At 64.1% G+C, this 16,630-nt stretch carries 19 protein-coding genes; 9 read left to right on the plus strand and 10 right to left on the minus strand.

Annotation, left to right across the window (positions count from 1 at the left end; translation table 11 throughout):
• The first annotated feature begins 78 nt into the window (after window positions 1-78).
• Together HSR6_RS06890 and HSR6_RS06895 are read left to right on the plus strand one after the other, a co-directional pair.
• Window positions 79-918: an MBL fold metallo-hydrolase gene (locus HSR6_RS06890; RefSeq protein WP_199399057.1), complete on the plus strand. Its 840-nt coding sequence runs from the start codon at window positions 79-81 to the stop codon at window positions 916-918.
• Between the two features lie 65 nt (window positions 919-983).
• Window positions 984-2,834: a coiled-coil domain-containing protein gene (locus tag HSR6_RS06895; protein ID WP_071933198.1), complete on the plus strand. Its 1,851-nt coding sequence runs from the start codon at window positions 984-986 to the stop codon at window positions 2,832-2,834.
• Window positions 2,835-2,837: 3 nt separating this feature from the next.
• On the opposite strand, the gene HSR6_RS06900 is transcribed toward HSR6_RS06895, so the two are convergent.
• Window positions 2,838-3,368, minus strand: coding sequence for a molybdopterin-dependent oxidoreductase (locus tag HSR6_RS06900; protein WP_070365173.1), 531 nt, complete (start codon window positions 3,366-3,368; stop codon window positions 2,838-2,840).
• Window positions 3,369-3,464: 96 nt separating this feature from the next.
• Between HSR6_RS06900 and phoU the strand changes: the two genes are divergently transcribed.
• Window positions 3,465-4,145, plus strand: coding sequence for a phosphate signaling complex protein PhoU (phoU, locus tag HSR6_RS06905; RefSeq protein ID WP_070365174.1), 681 nt, complete (start codon window positions 3,465-3,467; stop codon window positions 4,143-4,145).
• On the opposite strand, the gene HSR6_RS06910 is transcribed toward phoU, so the two are convergent.
• Window positions 4,146-4,466: a 2Fe-2S iron-sulfur cluster-binding protein gene (locus HSR6_RS06910; protein WP_070365175.1), complete on the minus strand. Its 321-nt coding sequence runs from the start codon at window positions 4,464-4,466 to the stop codon at window positions 4,146-4,148.
• Between the two features lie 113 nt (window positions 4,467-4,579).
• On the opposite strand from HSR6_RS06910, the gene HSR6_RS06915 reads away from it, so the two are divergent.
• The 3 genes from HSR6_RS06915 (at window position 4,580) to HSR6_RS06925 (ending at window position 7,972) form a co-directional block, all read left to right on the plus strand.
• Entirely contained in the window at window positions 4,580-5,947 is a 1,368-nt protein-coding gene (locus HSR6_RS06915; protein WP_071933199.1) for a geranylgeranyl reductase family protein, read from the plus strand.
• Window positions 5,948-6,236: 289 nt separating this feature from the next.
• Complete coding sequence (locus HSR6_RS06920) at window positions 6,237-7,709, plus strand: Na+/H+ antiporter NhaC family protein (protein ID WP_233488533.1); 1,473 nt, start codon at window positions 6,237-6,239, stop codon at window positions 7,707-7,709.
• A complete protein-coding gene (locus HSR6_RS06925; RefSeq protein WP_071933201.1) occupies window positions 7,706-7,972 on the plus strand; it encodes a DUF7513 family protein in 267 nt (88 codons plus the stop codon). Before HSR6_RS06920 ends, HSR6_RS06925 begins: the two co-directional genes overlap by 4 nt.
• A gap of 18 nt (window positions 7,973-7,990) precedes the next feature.
• Here the strand turns inward: HSR6_RS06925 and HSR6_RS06930 are convergent, their stop codons facing one another.
• Window positions 7,991-8,305, minus strand: coding sequence for an uS10/mL48 family ribosomal protein (locus HSR6_RS06930; protein ID WP_071933202.1), 315 nt, complete (start codon window positions 8,303-8,305; stop codon window positions 7,991-7,993).
• 111 nt (window positions 8,306-8,416) lie between these two features.
• On the opposite strand from HSR6_RS06930, the gene HSR6_RS06935 reads away from it, so the two are divergent.
• Both HSR6_RS06935 and HSR6_RS06940 read left to right on the plus strand, forming a co-directional pair.
• Entirely contained in the window at window positions 8,417-8,842 is a 426-nt protein-coding gene (locus HSR6_RS06935) for a bis(5'-nucleosyl)-tetraphosphatase (RefSeq protein WP_070365180.1), read from the plus strand.
• The gene (locus HSR6_RS06940) at window positions 8,839-9,912 is read left to right on the plus strand and encodes a DUF5787 family protein (protein ID WP_071933203.1); all 1,074 of its coding nucleotides are present in this window, start codon (window positions 8,839-8,841) and stop codon (window positions 9,910-9,912) included. Before HSR6_RS06935 ends, HSR6_RS06940 begins: the two co-directional genes overlap by 4 nt.
• Here the strand turns inward: HSR6_RS06940 and HSR6_RS06945 are convergent.
• Together HSR6_RS06945 and HSR6_RS06950 are read right to left on the minus strand one after the other, a co-directional pair.
• Window positions 9,861-10,337 carry a DUF5797 family protein gene (locus HSR6_RS06945; protein ID WP_070365182.1) on the minus strand — a complete coding sequence of 159 codons (477 nt, stop codon included), beginning with the start codon at window positions 10,335-10,337 and terminating at the stop codon, window positions 9,861-9,863. The two genes, HSR6_RS06940 and HSR6_RS06945, sit on opposite strands and share 52 nt — an antisense overlap.
• A gap of 39 nt (window positions 10,338-10,376) precedes the next feature.
• The gene (locus HSR6_RS06950) at window positions 10,377-11,630 is read right to left on the minus strand and encodes an MFS transporter (RefSeq protein ID WP_070365183.1); all 1,254 of its coding nucleotides are present in this window, start codon (window positions 11,628-11,630) and stop codon (window positions 10,377-10,379) included.
• A gap of 90 nt (window positions 11,631-11,720) precedes the next feature.
• Between HSR6_RS06950 and HSR6_RS06955 the strand changes: the two genes are divergently transcribed.
• A complete protein-coding gene (locus HSR6_RS06955; RefSeq protein WP_070365184.1) occupies window positions 11,721-12,035 on the plus strand; it encodes a transcription factor S in 315 nt (104 codons plus the stop codon).
• Between the two features lie 236 nt (window positions 12,036-12,271).
• Here HSR6_RS06955 and HSR6_RS06960 read toward each other — a convergent pair whose 3' ends face one another.
• From HSR6_RS06960 to HSR6_RS06980, 5 genes are read right to left on the minus strand one after another with little or no spacing between them, the layout of a single operon-like run.
• Window positions 12,272-12,991 (minus strand): methyltransferase domain-containing protein, encoded by a 720-nt coding sequence (locus HSR6_RS06960; RefSeq protein ID WP_071933204.1) that lies wholly within the window; start codon window positions 12,989-12,991, stop codon window positions 12,272-12,274.
• Window positions 12,988-13,359 (minus strand): nascent polypeptide-associated complex protein, encoded by a 372-nt coding sequence (locus HSR6_RS06965; RefSeq protein WP_071933205.1) that lies wholly within the window; start codon window positions 13,357-13,359, stop codon window positions 12,988-12,990. Before HSR6_RS06965 ends, HSR6_RS06960 begins: the two co-directional genes overlap by 4 nt.
• Before the next feature lie 46 nt (window positions 13,360-13,405).
• Window positions 13,406-13,864, minus strand: a complete 459-nt coding sequence (locus tag HSR6_RS06970) for a PUA domain-containing protein (protein WP_071933206.1) — start codon at window positions 13,862-13,864, stop codon at window positions 13,406-13,408.
• A 37-nt stretch (window positions 13,865-13,901) separates the two neighbouring features.
• Complete coding sequence (locus HSR6_RS06975; RefSeq protein ID WP_071933207.1) at window positions 13,902-16,166, minus strand: amino acid permease; 2,265 nt, start codon at window positions 16,164-16,166, stop codon at window positions 13,902-13,904.
• Window positions 16,163-16,591, minus strand: a complete 429-nt coding sequence (locus tag HSR6_RS06980) for a universal stress protein (RefSeq protein WP_070365188.1) — start codon at window positions 16,589-16,591, stop codon at window positions 16,163-16,165. The genes HSR6_RS06975 and HSR6_RS06980 overlap by 4 nt, the downstream gene beginning before the upstream one ends.
• Window positions 16,592-16,630 lie beyond the last annotated feature (39 nt).

Here is a 16,630-nt window from a genome sequence, read left to right on the forward strand (position 1 = left end):
TTGGGTAGGGAGGTATAACCCGTCCGGTCCCCACACTCGACACCGAAGGTGCTTAGGCCAGGCCGACAAACCGCCGATATGGCGATTCACAGCGACTGGGGCGACTGGCTACCCGAGGCCGTCGCCGCGGCGAATCCGGACGGCCTCGCCCTGTGGTATCTCGGCTGTAACGGCTTCATTCTGAAGGCCGGTGACGGAACCACCCTCTTCATCGATCCGTACCTGGGGACCGGCGATCCTCCCCGGACGGTTCGGATGATCCCGATTCCCTTCGAGCCAGGAGACGTTCAGGCGGCCGACGCCGTGCTGGCGACACACGAGCACACCGACCACGTGCACGGCCCGAGCCAGGGCCCCATCCTCACGGAAACCGGGGCCACGTTCCTTGCTCCGGAGCAGAGCGTCCGAAAGGCTCGCGAGGAAGAGACCTGGACGGAGACCTACGGCGTCGAACCCGACCAGTACGACGTCGTCTCGACGGGCGAATCACGCGAGTTCGGAGCGGTGACCGTCCACGTCGAACCGGCCTTCGATCCGGACGCGGCCGAGCCGGTGAGCTACCTGATCGAGTACGACGGCCTGACGGTCTTCCACGGCGGGGACACGAAGCCGGACCCAGCCCTGGAGAAAATCGGCCGGGAGTACGACATCGATCTGGGAATCCTCGCGTTCGGTTCGACCGGGATGATCCCCGACAAAACCACCCGCGAGCCGAAGAAGACGACGTGGTACAGCGACGAGACCCAGGTCATCGACGCCGCCGAACAACTCTCACTCGATCGGCTCCTGCCGACCCACTGGGACATGTGGAAGGGGCTGACGGCCGATCCGACTGCCCTGTTCGATCACCGTCGTTCACGACAGGCACCCGCTCGAATCGACATCGTGGAGATCGGCGATCGAGTCGATCTGCAGTAACCACGGCTTTAAGAGGCTGTTGACCCACCCTTTTCGTGTACACATGACACGCCGAGGGGGTCGCCATGACTGAGGAACAGGTCGTCCAGGTAGACGGTATCACCGTCGAGAAGTCCTTCGATGCGGAGGGGTTTCCCGTCCCCGCCGTACGGATGGAAATCGCGTCCGAACGGAGCGAGCCAGTCTCGGTTCGCCTGACCGAGACGGTACCCGATCAGTTCGACATCGACCAGATCGGGTTTCACCCGGACTACGGGAGCGAGCACTGGACGGCCCGGAGCGACGGCACGCTCCGGTTCGAGCGCGAACTCGTCCCGGCGGAGACGCTTACGACCGTCTACGGGATCCGCATGGACGACCGGACGGATCCGACACCGCTGCTCGACGAACCATCCCTGGCCGTGGACCCCGCGCCGATCAACCCGGCTGGGGAGGACATAACAGACTCGCGTGAGGACCTGGGTGCGAGCGAGACAGCCGAGTCGACGGCCACAGCGGAGTCCCTGCCGGACGACGACGCGGAGATCATCGGCGGATCGCCGTCGAACGGCGGCGCCGACTCGAAGACACAATCGACAGAAACGGCGCCGTCCGTAACCGGTGATTCGTCGGTTCAGACGGCCGCGGCCGATGCGGAAACGGCCTCGGAATCGGCCGCGACGGAAACCAACGGGGGCCTCGACACGGAGGCGACGGTCGAAGCGGCCGTCGGCGGTGGGGACGCCGAGGACGATGCCGAGCCCGAGCCGGAATCGAAAACGATCGAGGGGGAATCCGACTTCGAGACGATCGTGGAGGCCCTCGTGGCGGAACTGGAATCGGGCGCCGTCGACGAGACCGACAGGGAAGCCCTCGCGTCGGCGCTCTCGACGGGGTCGCGGAGCCAGTCAGTGCAGGTCGAACACCTCCAGTCCCGCGTGGCCGAACTGGAGGCCTACACGGACGCCCTGGAGTCGTTCATCGACGCGGCCGGGACCAGCGAGGACATCTCGACGATGCTCGCCCCCGAGTTCGAGGCCGTCGAATCTCGCCTGGACACGCTCGAATCCGGCCAGACGGCCCTCGAAGCGGGCCAGGACGACATCGAAACCGATCTCGATGCCGTCGTGGAGGATGTCGAGGATCTGGACGAGGAGTTCGACGAGTTCGAGGACGACATCGAGGATCTCGAAGACGACGTCGAGGACCTGACCACGGACCAGGACGATCTGAACGCCGAACTGGAGGAGCTGGCCGGCTATCAGGACGCCCTCGACGACGAGATCGCGGACCTCGCGGCCACGCAGGCGGACCTCCTGGAGACGGCCGATCAGACACAGCAGGACGTTGCCGACCTCGAATCGCAGGTCGAGACGGTCGACGACGAGTTCGAATCTCTCCAGAACGAGCAATCCCAGCTCGCAACAGCACAGGAGGCCACCGAAGCGGAACTGGAGGAACTCGCCACGGAGCAGGCCGAGCAGATCTCCTGGCTGCAGGATCTCCAGACCGACCACCAGGACCTGGAAGGCACCGTCGACGGGCTCGAAGAAACCGTAAAGACGGTCGACGCGCAGGCGAGCGAGGTGGCCGAGTCGGTCGACCGGCTGGAGTCCGCGGTCGAGCGCGCGGAATCGACCGTCGCCGACTTCCAGTCGGAGATCGAGTCCATTCAGTCACAAATCGAGTCGGCAGTCGAAAAACGGGCCGAACTGGCCGACACAGTCGAATCCGTCGCCGAAGACACGGCCCAGATGGAGGCGGAACTCGAACGGATCGAGCGCCTCCAGGGCGATCTGGACGCGATGGACGAGCGACTCGCGGACGTCGAGGACCTGCAGCTCACCGTCCAGGAACTCGAAACGAAGTTCGAGAACTTCGAGGAGGACATCAATCGCATTCGGCAGGTCAGCGACCAGCTTTCGGACGTCTTCTGAGCGTTACGGGGACCGGTCCGCCGTTTCGTCCGCGTCGTGTTCGACTCGATTTGCCGTGAACCGTTCGCCCTCGGGGAAGAGGTTTTCGAGGGCTTCCGGGTCCTCACCGGGTTCGAGCGTGAGCGGTTCGATGCGGGCTGCACCCTTGATATCTCGTGCCCCCTCGGTCCCGGGGGTAACCAGCCGGTTCGTGTACTCCTGGTGGGCCCCGATCGGGACGCCGTCTTTCAGGAAGGCAAGTACGCCGCCCAGGGCCTCGCGGATCGGAATCGTGACGGCGTACTCGTCGGCGGATTCGACGAGGAGGTGAGTCGTGTCCGGCGCCACGCCAGCCGCGTCAAGCAACGAGCCCACTGTCGGGCCGGTCCAGTCGGCGGTGTAGCTGCTCCCCGTCGCACAGATGATCTCGACGGCCTCGGTCGTGATCTCGAAGTCCGCAAGCCGGGCTTCGGTCACGGCGACTCGATCGGGGCCGTCGACGGTCACTGGCGGTCCGAACGCGAGTGCGTCGGCGAGTGACCCGTAATCGTCCATTACGTCGATCGTTAGGCCCCGCGGCTTCTATACATTTCGTCACGGGTTATCTGTGGCTGCCGAAGAGTACATTACGGGGACGCCCACGGTATAGGTATGGCGCGAGAGAGCTACCAAGAGCAGCTCGATCAACTGCGCAGCGACGTGCTTTACATGGGGGAACTCGTGGGGGACCGGTTACGGACGGCGCTGTCTGCGATGGAATCGAAAGACGATACGGCGGCGATGAACGTTATCGAGGGCGACGCCGAGATCAACCAACTGTATCTCGATCTGGAAGGGGACTGTGTCGACTTGCTGGCCCTTCAGCAGCCGGTGGCCTCCGATCTCCGATTTATCGCGGCCTCCTTCAAGATCATCACGGACCTCGAACGCATCGGGGACCTGGCGACGAACCTCGCCGACTACAGTCTGGACGCCGAACGGGACGTGTTCCCGGAGGTCGACATCCAGTCGATCGGCGACGAGACACTGGACATGCTCGAGACGGCCATGGAGGCCTTCGAAACCGAGGATCACGACACCTGCCTGGCGATCGCCGATCGGGACGAGGAGGTCGACGAGATGTGCCGAAAAGCCTCCGAGGCCGTTGTCCGTGATCTGATGGAGCGAAACATTTCGAACGGGACCGACGACGCGGAGATCGAACAGCTGATGAACGACGTCTCGCGGCTCCTGCTCACTATCCGGGACCTCGAACGGGTCGGGGACCACGCGACGAACATCGCCGCGCGGACCCTCTACATGAGCGAGGGTGATGACCAGCTAATCTACTGATCAGTCATCAGCCGGTTCGCCGGTCGGCTCCTCGGCCTCGATACTCGGCGGATAGGAGCCCCGATCCAGCTTGAGATCCGTCTCCGGACGAGCCATACAGGTCAACGCGTAGTTCTCGGCTTCCGCCTCCGTGAGTCCACGAGCGCCCGGCTGCGTAACCTCACCTTCGATAATCTCGGCCGAGCAGGCCAGACACATCCCGACACGGCAGGAGTACTCCTGGGAGATTCCCTCCCGAACCGCGACGTCGAGGATCGTCTCGGTCTCTGCCACCTCGATTTCCTCGCCGGTCCCGACGAACTCGACGGTGTGTGTTGTCATGCAGTCGTGTAGGGAAATCACCCCTATAACCCTTTTCTCCCACGTGGCCCCGGCCGGCTCTCGGAATGGGGCCGACCGACAACGGTTTTCATCAGGGGTGTCTACCCGTGTGCATGCCTCCCGCAGAGAGAGACGCCATCGTCGTCGGGGCCGGCACCGCAGGTGCTTACGCCGCCGCGACGATCGCCAGCGCCGGATACGACGTGACGGTACTCGAACGGAAACCCGAGGACGAAGCCGGACACATCGCCTGCGGGGACGCGTTGAAGGGGGCCGACGAGTTCCCCGACTCGATTCCGAAATCAACCTTCGAACACGCGATCAGCAACCCGGACGTCGATCACGGCCGGTTCGAGATCCCACAGGCCGACACGGTCGTCGACATCCCCGTGCCGGGAGAATTGGCCGTCATCGACCGACTGGCGTTCGGGAAGGCGATCATCGACGGCGCTCAGATCGCGGGAGCCACCTTCGAGTTCGACACCGTCGTCACGGACGTACTCCAGGACGGAAAGCAGGTTACAGGCGTTACAGCGATGCAAGACGGCGAGCCCCAGGCCTTCGAGGCCCCGATCGTCGTGGATGCTGCGGGGGCGCTCTCGCTCCTGCAAGACAAGGCCGACCTCGAGGAGACGACCTTCGACACGAACGTGAACTACCGGCAGTTCACCTCGGCCTATCGAGAGATCATCGAGGTCGAGGAGCCGGTCGATTACGAGGACGCCCTGGTCTTCAAACCGACAGACCGCGCGGAAGGGTACATCTGGTACTTCCCCCGGACCGCCACCGAGATAAACGCCGGCCTGGGGTTCCAGATGACCGCGGAGCCAATGCAGTTGGTCGAGGCTCTCAGGGAGGACCTCGAATCCCGACCGGAGTTCGAGAACGCGGAAGTGCTCGACAAACTCGGCGCGGCCATCCCAACTCGCCGCCCCTACGACTCCGCGGTCGCACCGGGCTATCTCGCGGCGGGAGACGCCGCCGGCCACGTGAACCCCACGACTGGCGGGGGCATTGCTGGAGCAGCCTATGCCGGCACGTACGCCGGCGAAAGCGCCATCGACGCGCTCGAAGCCGACGACGCGAGCGAGGACGTGCTCTGGGAGTACAACGAGCGAGTCATGGACCACTTCGGCGGCCGATACGCCAGCCTGGACGTGTACAACATCCTGACGACGGCCGTCGAGGTCGAGGATCTCATGGACCTGTTGGCCTCGATTCCGGCCGAGAAGGTCTCGGAGGCACTCTATGCCGGGACAGCCGATTTCGGCCTGGGGCTCAAACTCCGGACCATGCTGGGGAGTCTGGGTCACTTGGGCTTGCTCTACCAGCTGTATCAGACCAAAGACGTGGCCGACCGCCTGCTTGACCACTACGAGACCTACCCCGAGTCGCCCGCCGAGTTTGCCGAGTGGCAACGAGAACGAGATGCGATCATGGAGTCGGTCTACCAGGTGACCGGGGCGTCGCCAAAGTACTGAGCGGTGTTGTGTCCTCAGACGAATCCTCACCGAGCCAAGCGGCGTCTGTCGGGTGGCTGACGTTACGGCCGATGCGCGATCGGGGTTAACACGTCCTTACCAATAGCTGCCGGTAATTCGAAATGGCGGCTTGATTCGGGGGAATCGACCCCCAGCGGGGACCCAAACAACCAAATCGGTTAAGTAGGTGGTCGTTGATGGATAGTGTGGGTGATACACAAACATGGCAGGTTCGTCTGGTGGTAGCGAAACGTCTGTATCGGATGAGCTCAAGGAAGCGGAGGAGGCAATGGAAGGACCGCGGATCGAATTCTACGGGGGTCGCTGGGCAAGTACGATCCCCTTACTCCTGTTCATTCTCTGGGCCATCTTCCAGAGTGGTGTCCTCGGTATCGGGGACACGAACGGGCTGGTAATCGGGGCCCTGGTCGCGACGATCATCGGGATGTTCTTCGCGAAGGGCGACTGGAAAACATACGCAAATACGATTTTCGAAGGGATGACACAGCGAGTGGCCGCGACGGCGATCGTGGCCTGGCTGTGGGCCGGCATGTTCGCCGAAACGCTGCAGGTTGGTGGCTTCGTCGACGGCCTGATTTATGCCGCAGACGCGCTCAACGTCGGGGCCGCGACGTTCCCCGCCGCAGCGTTCATCCTCGCAGGATTGCTCGCAACCGGAATCGGTACCGGGTACGGGACGACTGTCGCGTTCGTCACGCTGTTCTTCCCGGCCGGGGTCCTGCTCGGCGCGAGTCCAGTCCTCCTGTTCGCGGCAATCCTTTCGGGAGCCGTGTTCGGGGACAACCTCGCCCCGGTGAGTGACACCACGATTGTGAGTGCCGTGACCCAGGACTCGGACATTGGGGGCGTCGTCGCCTCCCGGTTCAAGTACGCGATCGCCGCCGCGGTACCGGCGTTCATCGCGTTCCTGGTCATGGGTTCGATCATGCCCGGTGCCGACCTTCAGGGCCAGGCCGCCCTGGAGGGAACTGCACCTGGGCTCTTGCACCTCGTCTCCATGGGGATCGTCATCGTGACGGCCATCCGTGGTCGCCACATTGTCGAGGCGATCTCCTGGGGTATCATCGCCGCGATCGCGTTCAACTTGATCTTCGGGCTCTCGACGGTGAGCGACATCGTCGCCTTCACCGTCACCGAACCCGGAGCCTTCACGGCCCTGCCGTTCGTGGTCGTGGGTGACGCAGCCGGCGTGGGTGGCAGTCTGTACGCCGGTGCGCTCGGCTTCTTCCCGCTGATCGTGCTGACCCTGCTGATCGTTTCGATGGCTCGCATCATGATCCAGGGCGGTGGCTTCCAGGCGATGCAGGACATCCTGCTCAACAGCGTCGCGACGACGGTGCGACGTGCCGAGCTGACGATGGTTCTGGGGACGGCCGCGATCAACGGCATGATCACGATCAACACGGCCGCGGAGATCGCAATCGCGCCGTACATCGCACGAATCGGCGAGAAGTTCAACATCAACGGCTACCGCCGGGCGAACATCCTGGACGCGAACACCTCCGCGCTCGGGTACATCTTCCCGTGGGCCGGTGGTGTCCTGGTCGGATACCAGGTCATGGTCGGTCCGGACGGGCTCGGTGCCCAGTACGGAGACGCCATGATCGTCAACCCGATCGAAGTGGTACCGTACGTGTTCCACGGCTGGTTCCTGTTGTTCGTCTTCATCATCGCGGCGATCACCGGGTTCGGGCGTGAATACATTGCCGACCGGCGCTCCGAGGAGGTGGCTCGCGTATGAGCGTCCTCGAGAAGTGGCTGGCCGGCTGGACGTTCCGGACCGCAAAACCCGACTACGAGCCGGGTGAGAAGATCGAGGTGATGGTCACATCGATGCAGAACGGCAAAGCAAAGGCCCGAATCGGTGACTCGGTCCTCCGGATCAAGGAGGTGCCTGAGGACGGGCTGAACACGAGAGTGATGGTCAAGGTCGACGAGTGGGACACCGAGGACCACATCGGCGAAGGGACCTACCTCGAGACGGTCGGCGAGAGCGCTTTCTAGGCCGTTCGGGTTTCTTTTTCAGGTGCGGTCGACAGTCGCCTCGACGCGAACGGACTCCGGATAGTCCCACTCGAGGACCTGCCGACCGACCTCCTCCCGACCGCGAAGCTCGAAGCGACGCTGATAGACCGTGTACTGCCAGTCGTCGTATCGGGCCGTCGAATCGCCGTCGAGTTGCTTGTAAAGCGGCACGCGATATTCCGTCGGGGCGTCCGAGTGGGGGCCTTTGAGCTCGGTTCCCTTCCGGCGGACGGTCCGTTTGATCGTCTCGACGACGGAATCGAGTGTCTCCCGATCGCCGCTCTTCAGCGTGAGGTGGAGGACGGTGGTCATGAGCCAAGGGAGGACGAGCGACGGGAAAAGCCTGTAGTATGCGAGTCGAGTCTGTCGTGGAGTCACACACTCCGACATTCTCTTATTACGCCACCGTGTACCGCTCTAGTAATGACGGTTGAAGCGACAAGCGCCGGGGCCATTCTCTATCGGGACACGCGGGGCCGGCGTGAATACCTCCTACTGAAGAGCCGCCCCGGGGACTGGGAATTCCCCAAAGGCGGCGTCGAGGGGGACGAAGAACTCCAGCAGACGGCGATCAGAGAGGTACAGGAGGAAGCCGGAATCAGCGATTTCAGGCTGCTCGATGGCTTCCGCGAGGAATACGATTATGTCTTCGAGGCGAACGGGGACCGGATCCACAAGACCGTACACCTGTTCGTCGCGAAGTCCTACGAGGCCAGTGCCGAACTGTCCCACGAACACCGGGACCACCAGTGGCGTGATTACCAGCAAGCACTGAACACGATTACCCAGGACGGCCCGCGGGACATCCTGCGGGACGCCCACGAGCACATCGACGAACTGGACGTGTGAGCTTCCCACCCGGGGACAGCGAGTTCGCCTTCGAACTGGCGAGTTGTGCCTGGGCCGAACAGGAGTGGCCACCAACGGGTGAGCCGACACCGGCCATCGTCGCCCGCCAACTGGGCTGGCAGCAGCGTCGCTGGGATACCATCGTGATCGAGGTCGATCCCGGGGCCTTCGAGACCCGCGCCGCGTTCGGCCCCGAGCGGCTCAACAGCGACCTTCGGCACGTCCTCCAGCACGCCCCGGAATCCTGGACCTATTACCGCGAGGCCCTTCCACACCCGGGCTATCCCTGGCGGTACGTCAGGGAGTCGATCCACGAGGCGACGGCCCGTGACGCCCTCGAATCCCGCAAGCGCGGGGGCCAAATCGAGATCCGCCGGGTCGAGAAGTACCCCGACTGGGTCGACCGAATCATCGCGATCGAGAACAAACCCGACCTGGATGCAAGCGCCGCCCGGCGACTCACGGACCAGCTAGAACGAGATGTCGCCGCCGGGATCGCCGACGAGGTCTGGCTCGCGACGACCGGCACCGATTCGCGAGTGGAACCAGCGCTCTTAGAACGGATCCCCTCCGAGGTCGGAATTCTCACGCTGGGGCCCGAGGGAGTTGACGTGCGCTGGCGACCGCGCACCCTCGACACGGAGCAAGCTGGTATCGACATCCTCGACCGATCCGAAGGCGGATCACACGATCAGTCAGCAGCCCAGTTCGAGGTGCTGTCACGGGCCGCAAAATCGGAGAAACGATACGACATCGCCGAGCGGGCCTACGAGCGGGGGTGGCGTCACTACGTCGAGTCGATGCGGCCGGACTGTGCACACTTCGATTTGACCGTTGGTCGGTACGGCTACAGACCGACGTGTACAGCCTTCGATCGGACCCAGACCCCACGGGAGTGTCGGGGTAGCTGTCCACACTTCCAGCCCGAACCGCCCCAGCACCGACAGGGTGGCTGGCCCATTGAGGGCGGACCCGGGCAGACGGTCAAGCGAATCTTGCGAGAACGGAGCGCGAGGCGTCACTCCGTCTCCAGCACTGTCACGTCCGATCGGGGCACCGCCAGCCGGTAGGTCGGAACGGTTCGGTCGATCCGTTCCAGGACGTCTTTTTGGGTGAGTGTCCGGAGCGCGGCACGGACCTCCTCGACCGCGGCGTTTGGCTCCCCCTGATCGCGCACCTCGTGGAGGATCGCGACGACACTCGCCGAGCGCTCCTCGGGGCCCGGAACCGCCTCGAAGACCGCCGCTTCGATTCCAGCAAAGGCGACGGCCGGCCCATCACCTGTCTCGCCGGAAAGCACCGCCTCACCCTCCGGCGTGACCCGGATCAAGCTGTTATCGTCTCGATAGTAGTAGGGTTTGAGTTCGGATTCGAGGTACTGGTGGACCTCGCTGCCGCTGTCCATATCCCAGGCCGCCTGGAGCTCGCTGTTCTTCGTGGGTTCACGTTCCAGAATATCCGCGAGCCGCGACCGGGCCGTCTCGGAGAGGGGCATATCTACGGGGATTAAGGCGAGGTATTTCCCCTTTCTGGCTCAGGAGCCGAAGATAGATTTTGTGTCCGTGAGCGTCTCCTCGACCTGTGTGTAGACCAAAAGGAGGGCCAGCACGGCGAGGACGCTCCCCGCGAGAAAGGGCACGTGAAAGCCAAAGCGCTCCAGAAAGCCGGCCGAAAGCGGCCCCACCGCCACCCCAAACCCGAAGGCCATGGTAAGCACCGACAGCGTGGTTCCCGAGGCCCCCTCGCGGGCGAGGTCACCGGCCAGCGCCAGCGAGGGCGCGAAGACCATCGCGACGGCGACCCCCTGTGCGAGCCTAGCGAGTGTCATCAGAAGCGGCGAGAGGACATACCCCTGCGCGAGCGTCGAGGGAACGAGAATCAGGAATCCGGCGACGAGGAACGGACGACGCCCATACCCGTCACTCGCCCGCCCGATCGGGATCTGCAGCAGGATGTTCGCGATCGTCACCGCCCCGAACTGGATCCCGAAAAGAACCGTCGACTGTCCCAGGCGAGCGTTGATCTGGCCTTCGAGGGGCGCAAAGAGTGCGATCGCGATCCCCATCGCCACGGTGCCCAGGCCAAGGGTGAAAACCGGATCCAGGAGATAGCCCGGTGGCCCCCTGACCGCAATGGAGAGGTCGCTTCCGGCACTCGCCCGGGTCTCCGGGGGATCCTCGACGAAGAGAGACACGAGGAGGAAACTGAGAAACGCCCCCGCGACCGCGACGAGAAAGGCCGCATCGAAGCCCCAGAATTCGACGACGACCCCGGCGACGATCGGGCCAAAGCCGAACCCGATGAGTCTGAAAGTGTTGTAGACCCCAAAGTTGCCGCCGCGGGTCCGAGCGCTCGTCGCGAACTCGTTTACGAGTGCAACCGTCGCCGGGATGGTAAAGGCCGCCCCGATTCCCTGGAGCAGCCGGAAGAAGAGGACCCAGCGGTACTGTGAGACGAAGATGTACCCACCGCTCCCGATCCCTAGGACCGCGAGCCCGAAGAGGATGAAGACCTTCCGCCGGCCCGCCCGGTCAGTCAACCGTCCCGTGAAGGGCTGGCTAAAGCTGTTGAGAAAGCCAAACATCGAGAGCGCGAGGCCGATCAGCAGCGATTCGGTGACCGTGATCGAGATGATCGGGACCTGGGTGCCCAGCAGGGCGTCGAGCTGAATTTGGCCGGAGGCGATGTAGAGCGGCAGGACGATGATGAGAAAGGAGTTGCCCATCTCGTCGGCCATCCGTGCGAATGCCAGCACGAGGACCCGACGGTCGGTACCGAAAACGGCCATGATGGGGATTACTGACTCGATGCCTTCCCTGTTTGGAAACCGGTCGCGCGAGCAACGGCCTTAAGCCCGCGAATCGAGAACGGACCCCCAATGGAGTTCTGTGACGAATGCGGCTCGATGATGCGAGCCGACGGCGAGTTCTGGGTGTGTACCAGCTGTGAGAACCGACAGCCCAAGAACCCCGACGCGAACTACGTCCTCTCGGAGGAACAGGAGGTCAGCGAGGTCATCGAAACCGGAACCGGCGGTGACACCGGGCTTCCGACGACCGAGACCCAGTGCCCGGAGTGTGGGAACGATACGGCCTACTGGTACATGCAACAGATTCGCTCGGCCGACGAGTCAGAGACCCGCTTTTTCGTCTGCACGGAGTGCGATCACCGCTGGCGAGAAGACGATCACTGACACCCACCTTTTTCGAGACGGGGTTCCTTGCTCGCTGCCTCGCTGCGGAACCCCGTCTCCAAATATCTGGACCAAAAAAGCCGCGCCGACGGCGCGGAGAACCGCTTCGAGCGGGTTCTTCGAACCCGCTCTCGCGGATGCTACTTCTCTCACCCAGTATCAATTGTCATGGGAACGGCCCCAGACCATAGCGGAAATTTGCCGTCCCACTTGTGAAGCGGGTGTGACCGCCTCCGTTATTCCATCCGTGCGAAGGTAAGATAGCCCGTGTGACCGACCCCCTTCGTGGCGGGACGGGACCCACGGTCGTCGAAGTCCATCCGCCGCTGGATGGTCTCGGTCGTCTCGACGTCTCCCAGACCCGCTTCGCGAGCCGTGTGTTCGACCTCGCGAGCGGCCTCGATGAACGGCGAGTAGACGGCCACGAAGCCGCCGGAGACGAGCAGATCGGGTGCCCGAGCCACGACGGTTGGGGCGTCTTCCGTGTCGAGGGTGAGCACGTCGAAGCCACCCAGGTCCCCAAGTGCCTCGGTCAGGTCACCGGTTCGGACCTCGACGGTTTCGGCCACGCCAGCCAGTTTCATGTTCTCGCGGGCCACGTCGGCAAAGTCAGGGTCGCGCTCGAAGGTCGTAACCGCGGCCCCCATTCGACCGAGGTAGGCCGCGAGCACGCCCGTTCCGGTACCGGCGTCGAGCACCCGGTCGCCGGCCGCGACGCCCGTGTGCCCGACCAGAAGGCCGATGTCCTTTGGCATCATCGGCGCGCCGGTTCGCTCCAGGTGGTTGAACAGGTCCGGTCCTCGCAGGGCCCGGACCCCAAAGGCCTCGCCGAGATGACTCTCGACCTGCTGGCCGGGTTCGACGTCCTCGGGGACGTGCACGACCCCCAGATCGGTGTGAAGTTCCGCACCCGGTTCGACCAGAAACTCCCGGTCGCCGCGGACGAGGAGAATCACTCGAGGTCGTCGATGGCCGCCGCGAGGTCGCCATCCGCCGCTTCGAGGGCCTGTCGGGCTGTCTCCGTCGGAACCCCGGCCCGCTCGGCAACGATCTCGACGTCGGCCTCGGGAATCCCAGTCCCGGACTCGGCCGGGGACTCGCTCTCCTCGGACTCCGCCTCGTGTTCCGCTGGTTCGCCGACGACCTGGTAGGTCTCCTGGCCCTGGGCGTCCATGCGGGTGACCTCGGGCTCGTCGAAGTGGAGTTTGGTCCCGTCTTCGAGGGTGATCGTGGCCTCGACGGCGTCGAGTTCGTCGAGGTCGATCCCCATCTGGTCCATGAGCTGTTCCATCTTGCGCGGGTTCATGCCGCCGCCTCCGAACATACCCGAGGGTTGGAAGCCGGGGAGAAAAGCGTGGCGTTTGGGACACTCAGCGAGCGCCCTCGCGGACGAGCACGGCCATGCCCGTCTCGAAGTCGAGCATCGCCGACGCGTCGAGTTCGGCCCGGCCCACCGCGATGAGTTCGCCGCGTTCGTGTTCGATTAGCACCTCGTCGCCCGCCCGCACCGCCGGATCGACCGATTGGACGAACTTCGCGAAGACGTTCTTCCCGTCTCTGACGTATGGCTCGCTCTCGTCACCCACCACGACGCGGTAGGCCGGGGGATCGAGGGCTGCCTGAAGATCCTGCCCACCGGCCAGACCGAGCGTGAAGCGGCCGTCCGTCCCCAGACTCACCAGCCGGTCGCCGTCCTGGATGACCTGGCGCGGGCGACCGGATGCGGAGCGCTGGATCGTCCGGTCCACGCCGGGTGGAAAAAGTGCCTGCCCGGCTCCAGCCCCGAACTGGTAGTCGGCTACGGTGCGCAGTTGTGCCGCCGAGTGCATGGCCGTCCTGGGGTCGGGAGCGGTTTAGCGGCTTCGTTCACGTCCGCCGGAACAGTCGACTCCAGAGCGAGCGGGCGGACGGCCGTTCGGCCAGTAGTACTGGCACGTCGAGCGCTTCGAGACTCCGAAGCGCCGGCGAGCCCTGTATCACCCGGGAGAGCAGGCCCCGCTCGGTCGCGCCCAGAACGACCAGGTCGTACTCGCCGCCGAGTCGACCGATGACCGACGACGGGGATCCCGTCTCCACGATCTGTTCGGCGTCTTCGAGGCCATTCTCCGTGGCCCACTCCGTGAGGAACTTCTCGCCAGCGGCCTCCTCGCCCGCGTCGACCACGTGAAGCAACGAGACCGAGGAATCGACTGCCGCCTGGAGTGCCCTGGCGACGTCGGCAGAGAGTTCCGAGGAGCGCCCACCCGTCGTGGGGAGCAAGACCTCCGCAGGATCGAACTCCTCGGCGTCGAGGACCAGGAAGTCACAGGGCAGGTCGTGGGTCAACTCGTCAAGTGCCCGCTCGGCGCGACCGCCAGCAAAGCGAGCCCCGCCATACCCCATGACAACCGTGTCGGCGTCGTGGTCTCTCGCAGCATCAAAGACCTCTTCGAGGCCCCGGTGAGAGAGGATCGTCCGGGTCTCGATCGGCACCCCAAACTGCGTCGCGTCCTCGGTCGCCGCCGAAAGAAGCTCCGAGGACCGCGCGTCGATCTGGTCTCGATTGCGCGCTGCGGCCTGCAACGACGTCTGGTCGGGGACGGTGACGATGTGTGTCGCGAGCACGCGACCCCCCTGCTGGCGGGCGAGAATGCTCGCCAGGGTGATGAGCGCGGTCTCCGTCCGGGGGTTCATGACCGGCACCATGATCGTCGGCCCTTCGTCCCCGTTCGGTGCGACGGCGTTTGCGGCATCAACCACCTGGTCGGGGAACTGTTCCTCCCGTGACGAGATGAAATCCGAGAGCACGCCCTCCTGGGTCGTGTTGTCCCGCGCGTAGAGGAAGTACCAGACCACCGCGCCGGCCACGAAGGCCCCGGCTAACGCGATTTCGTAATTGTCCATGAACGCGACGAGCCCCAGGGAGAGAACGGTCCCGAGAATTGGGGTGTAGGGATACAACGGCACCGTGAAGTCCGGGTCGTACTCCGGGGTTTCTGCCTCCCGAAAGACGATCAGGGCCACGTTCATCAGGGCATAGACGATGAGATGGAGCACACTCGCGGCCTTCGCGAGCACCGCGATTTCCCGACCCAGAAGCGCGATGAATACGACGATCAGCACGCCCGTGACCAAAATTGACCGGTAGGGCGTCGAGAAGTTCGGGTGGACCTCGTTGAGCCAGTCCGTGACGATCTTGTCACGGCCCATCGCGAAGTTGATCCGCGCGGAGGCCAGAATCGAGGCGTTGGCCGAGGAGGCTGTCGCCAGAAGCGCTCCGACGGTCATCACCCCAGCCGCTGCCCCCGCAACCCCGGTTATCGGCCCGATAGCGGTTGGGAAGGCCACTTCCGCCGCCTGAGCGACCGGAGCGTCCGTGCTGAGTTCGGGCCACGGAACCACGCCGAGCATGATCGAGACGACGATCGCATAGATGACCGTCACGATGGCCACACTTCCGATGAGCGCGATCGGGAGGTTGCGTCCCGGATTGCGAAGTTCCTCGCCCACGGTGGCGATCTTCGCATACCCCAGAAACGAGACGAATACGAGGGCCGTTCCCGGAAGGATCTGGCCGAGGCCGAGGGGAGCGAGACCACCCTCGCTCGTGAGCGTGGCGTAGTCAAAGGAGAAGAAGCCGGCAATCGAAAACAACGTGAGAATGCCCAGGAGCAGGAAGACGATAACCGTCTGCACACCACCAGTCTCCTTCGCACCGATGTAGTTGACCCCGACAAACACGACGCCCGCGATCAGTGCCCCGACCTGGATCTGGTTGAGAAAGCCCAAGTCCGGGAGCGAGACGAAGACCGCGAGGTACTGACCGAACCCGATCGAGTAGAAGGCTGAGGCAAAGGCAAGCCCCATCCAGTCACCCATGCCGGCGATCGAGCCGAACAGTGGCCCAAGGGACTTGTTGATGTAATAGTACCCCCCGCCAGCCTTGGGCATGGCCGTCCCGAGTTCGGAGATCGAGAGCGCATTCACCATCGCGATCACGCCCCCGACGACGAAGGAGAGCACCACGACTGGCCCGGCAGCGTGGGCTGCAACACCGGGGAGCACGAAGATCCCGGCCCCGATCATGGTCCCGATCCCGATGGTCATCGCCGAGATCAGGCCCAGGTCTTTCGCGAGTTCTTCCTCGGTCATGTTTCGGGGAGAGAGATTACCGGCCGGTCAGCACGGGTGAGTAACTTGAGTGAGAGATCACCGGAGAGAAAGTGCATCAGCCGACCGCCCGATCGCGGACGGTAGACGATCGAAGTCGCCTCGACGTCGGCGGCCGTTTCGATTATCGCGCCCACCACGTCCCGGGCGTAGGCCGTCTCGGACTCCGCATCCGGGAAGTGCTCGCGCAGGACGGCGAAACTCTCCGCCGCGATCGCTTCTGATTGCTCGACCGGCGTCTTGTCCGGCACGCCCTCGCCTTTTTCGACGACGTGGAGCACGACGACCTCGCCCGGATCGTACTTTGCGAGAATTCGAGCCGTTTTCTCGGCGTCGTCCACGTTTGCGACCGGGACCAGCACGCGCCCGAGAAGGTCCCGATTCCGGTCGGTGGGCGTCTCGTTCATACCCGTCTCTATTGTGGACTGGCAGTTAAAACCGTTCGA

The sequence above is a fragment of the Halodesulfurarchaeum formicicum genome (assembly GCF_001886955.1).
GTDB lineage: Archaea > Halobacteriota > Halobacteria > Halobacteriales > Halobacteriaceae > Halodesulfurarchaeum > Halodesulfurarchaeum formicicum.

Excerpts from the sequence above, each read along its gene's own strand:
- HSR6_RS06890 (WP_199399057.1), top strand. The coding sequence starts at position 79 with ATGGCGATTCACAGCGACTGGGGCGACTGGCTACCCGAGGCCGTCGCC.
- HSR6_RS06895 (WP_071933198.1), top strand. The coding sequence starts at position 984 with ATGACTGAGGAACAGGTCGTCCAGGTAGACGGTATCACCGTCGAGAAG.
- HSR6_RS06900 (WP_070365173.1), bottom strand. The coding sequence starts at position 3,368 with ATGGACGATTACGGGTCACTCGCCGACGCACTCGCGTTCGGACCGCCA.
- phoU (WP_070365174.1), top strand. The coding sequence starts at position 3,465 with ATGGCGCGAGAGAGCTACCAAGAGCAGCTCGATCAACTGCGCAGCGAC.
- HSR6_RS06910 (WP_070365175.1), bottom strand. The coding sequence starts at position 4,466 with ATGACAACACACACCGTCGAGTTCGTCGGGACCGGCGAGGAAATCGAG.
- HSR6_RS06915 (WP_071933199.1), top strand. The coding sequence starts at position 4,580 with ATGCCTCCCGCAGAGAGAGACGCCATCGTCGTCGGGGCCGGCACCGCA.
- HSR6_RS06920 (WP_233488533.1), top strand. The coding sequence starts at position 6,237 with ATGGAAGGACCGCGGATCGAATTCTACGGGGGTCGCTGGGCAAGTACG.
- HSR6_RS06925 (WP_071933201.1), top strand. The coding sequence starts at position 7,706 with ATGAGCGTCCTCGAGAAGTGGCTGGCCGGCTGGACGTTCCGGACCGCA.
- HSR6_RS06930 (WP_071933202.1), bottom strand. The coding sequence starts at position 8,305 with ATGACCACCGTCCTCCACCTCACGCTGAAGAGCGGCGATCGGGAGACA.
- HSR6_RS06935 (WP_070365180.1), top strand. The coding sequence starts at position 8,417 with ATGACGGTTGAAGCGACAAGCGCCGGGGCCATTCTCTATCGGGACACG.
- HSR6_RS06945 (WP_070365182.1), bottom strand. The coding sequence starts at position 10,337 with ATGCCCCTCTCCGAGACGGCCCGGTCGCGGCTCGCGGATATTCTGGAA.
- HSR6_RS06950 (WP_070365183.1), bottom strand. The coding sequence starts at position 11,630 with ATGGCCGTTTTCGGTACCGACCGTCGGGTCCTCGTGCTGGCATTCGCA.
- HSR6_RS06955 (WP_070365184.1), top strand. The coding sequence starts at position 11,721 with ATGGAGTTCTGTGACGAATGCGGCTCGATGATGCGAGCCGACGGCGAG.
- HSR6_RS06965 (WP_071933205.1), bottom strand. The coding sequence starts at position 13,359 with ATGTTCGGAGGCGGCGGCATGAACCCGCGCAAGATGGAACAGCTCATG.
- HSR6_RS06970 (WP_071933206.1), bottom strand. The coding sequence starts at position 13,864 with ATGCACTCGGCGGCACAACTGCGCACCGTAGCCGACTACCAGTTCGGG.
- HSR6_RS06975 (WP_071933207.1), bottom strand. The coding sequence starts at position 16,166 with ATGACCGAGGAAGAACTCGCGAAAGACCTGGGCCTGATCTCGGCGATG.
- HSR6_RS06980 (WP_070365188.1), bottom strand. The coding sequence starts at position 16,591 with ATGAACGAGACGCCCACCGACCGGAATCGGGACCTTCTCGGGCGCGTG.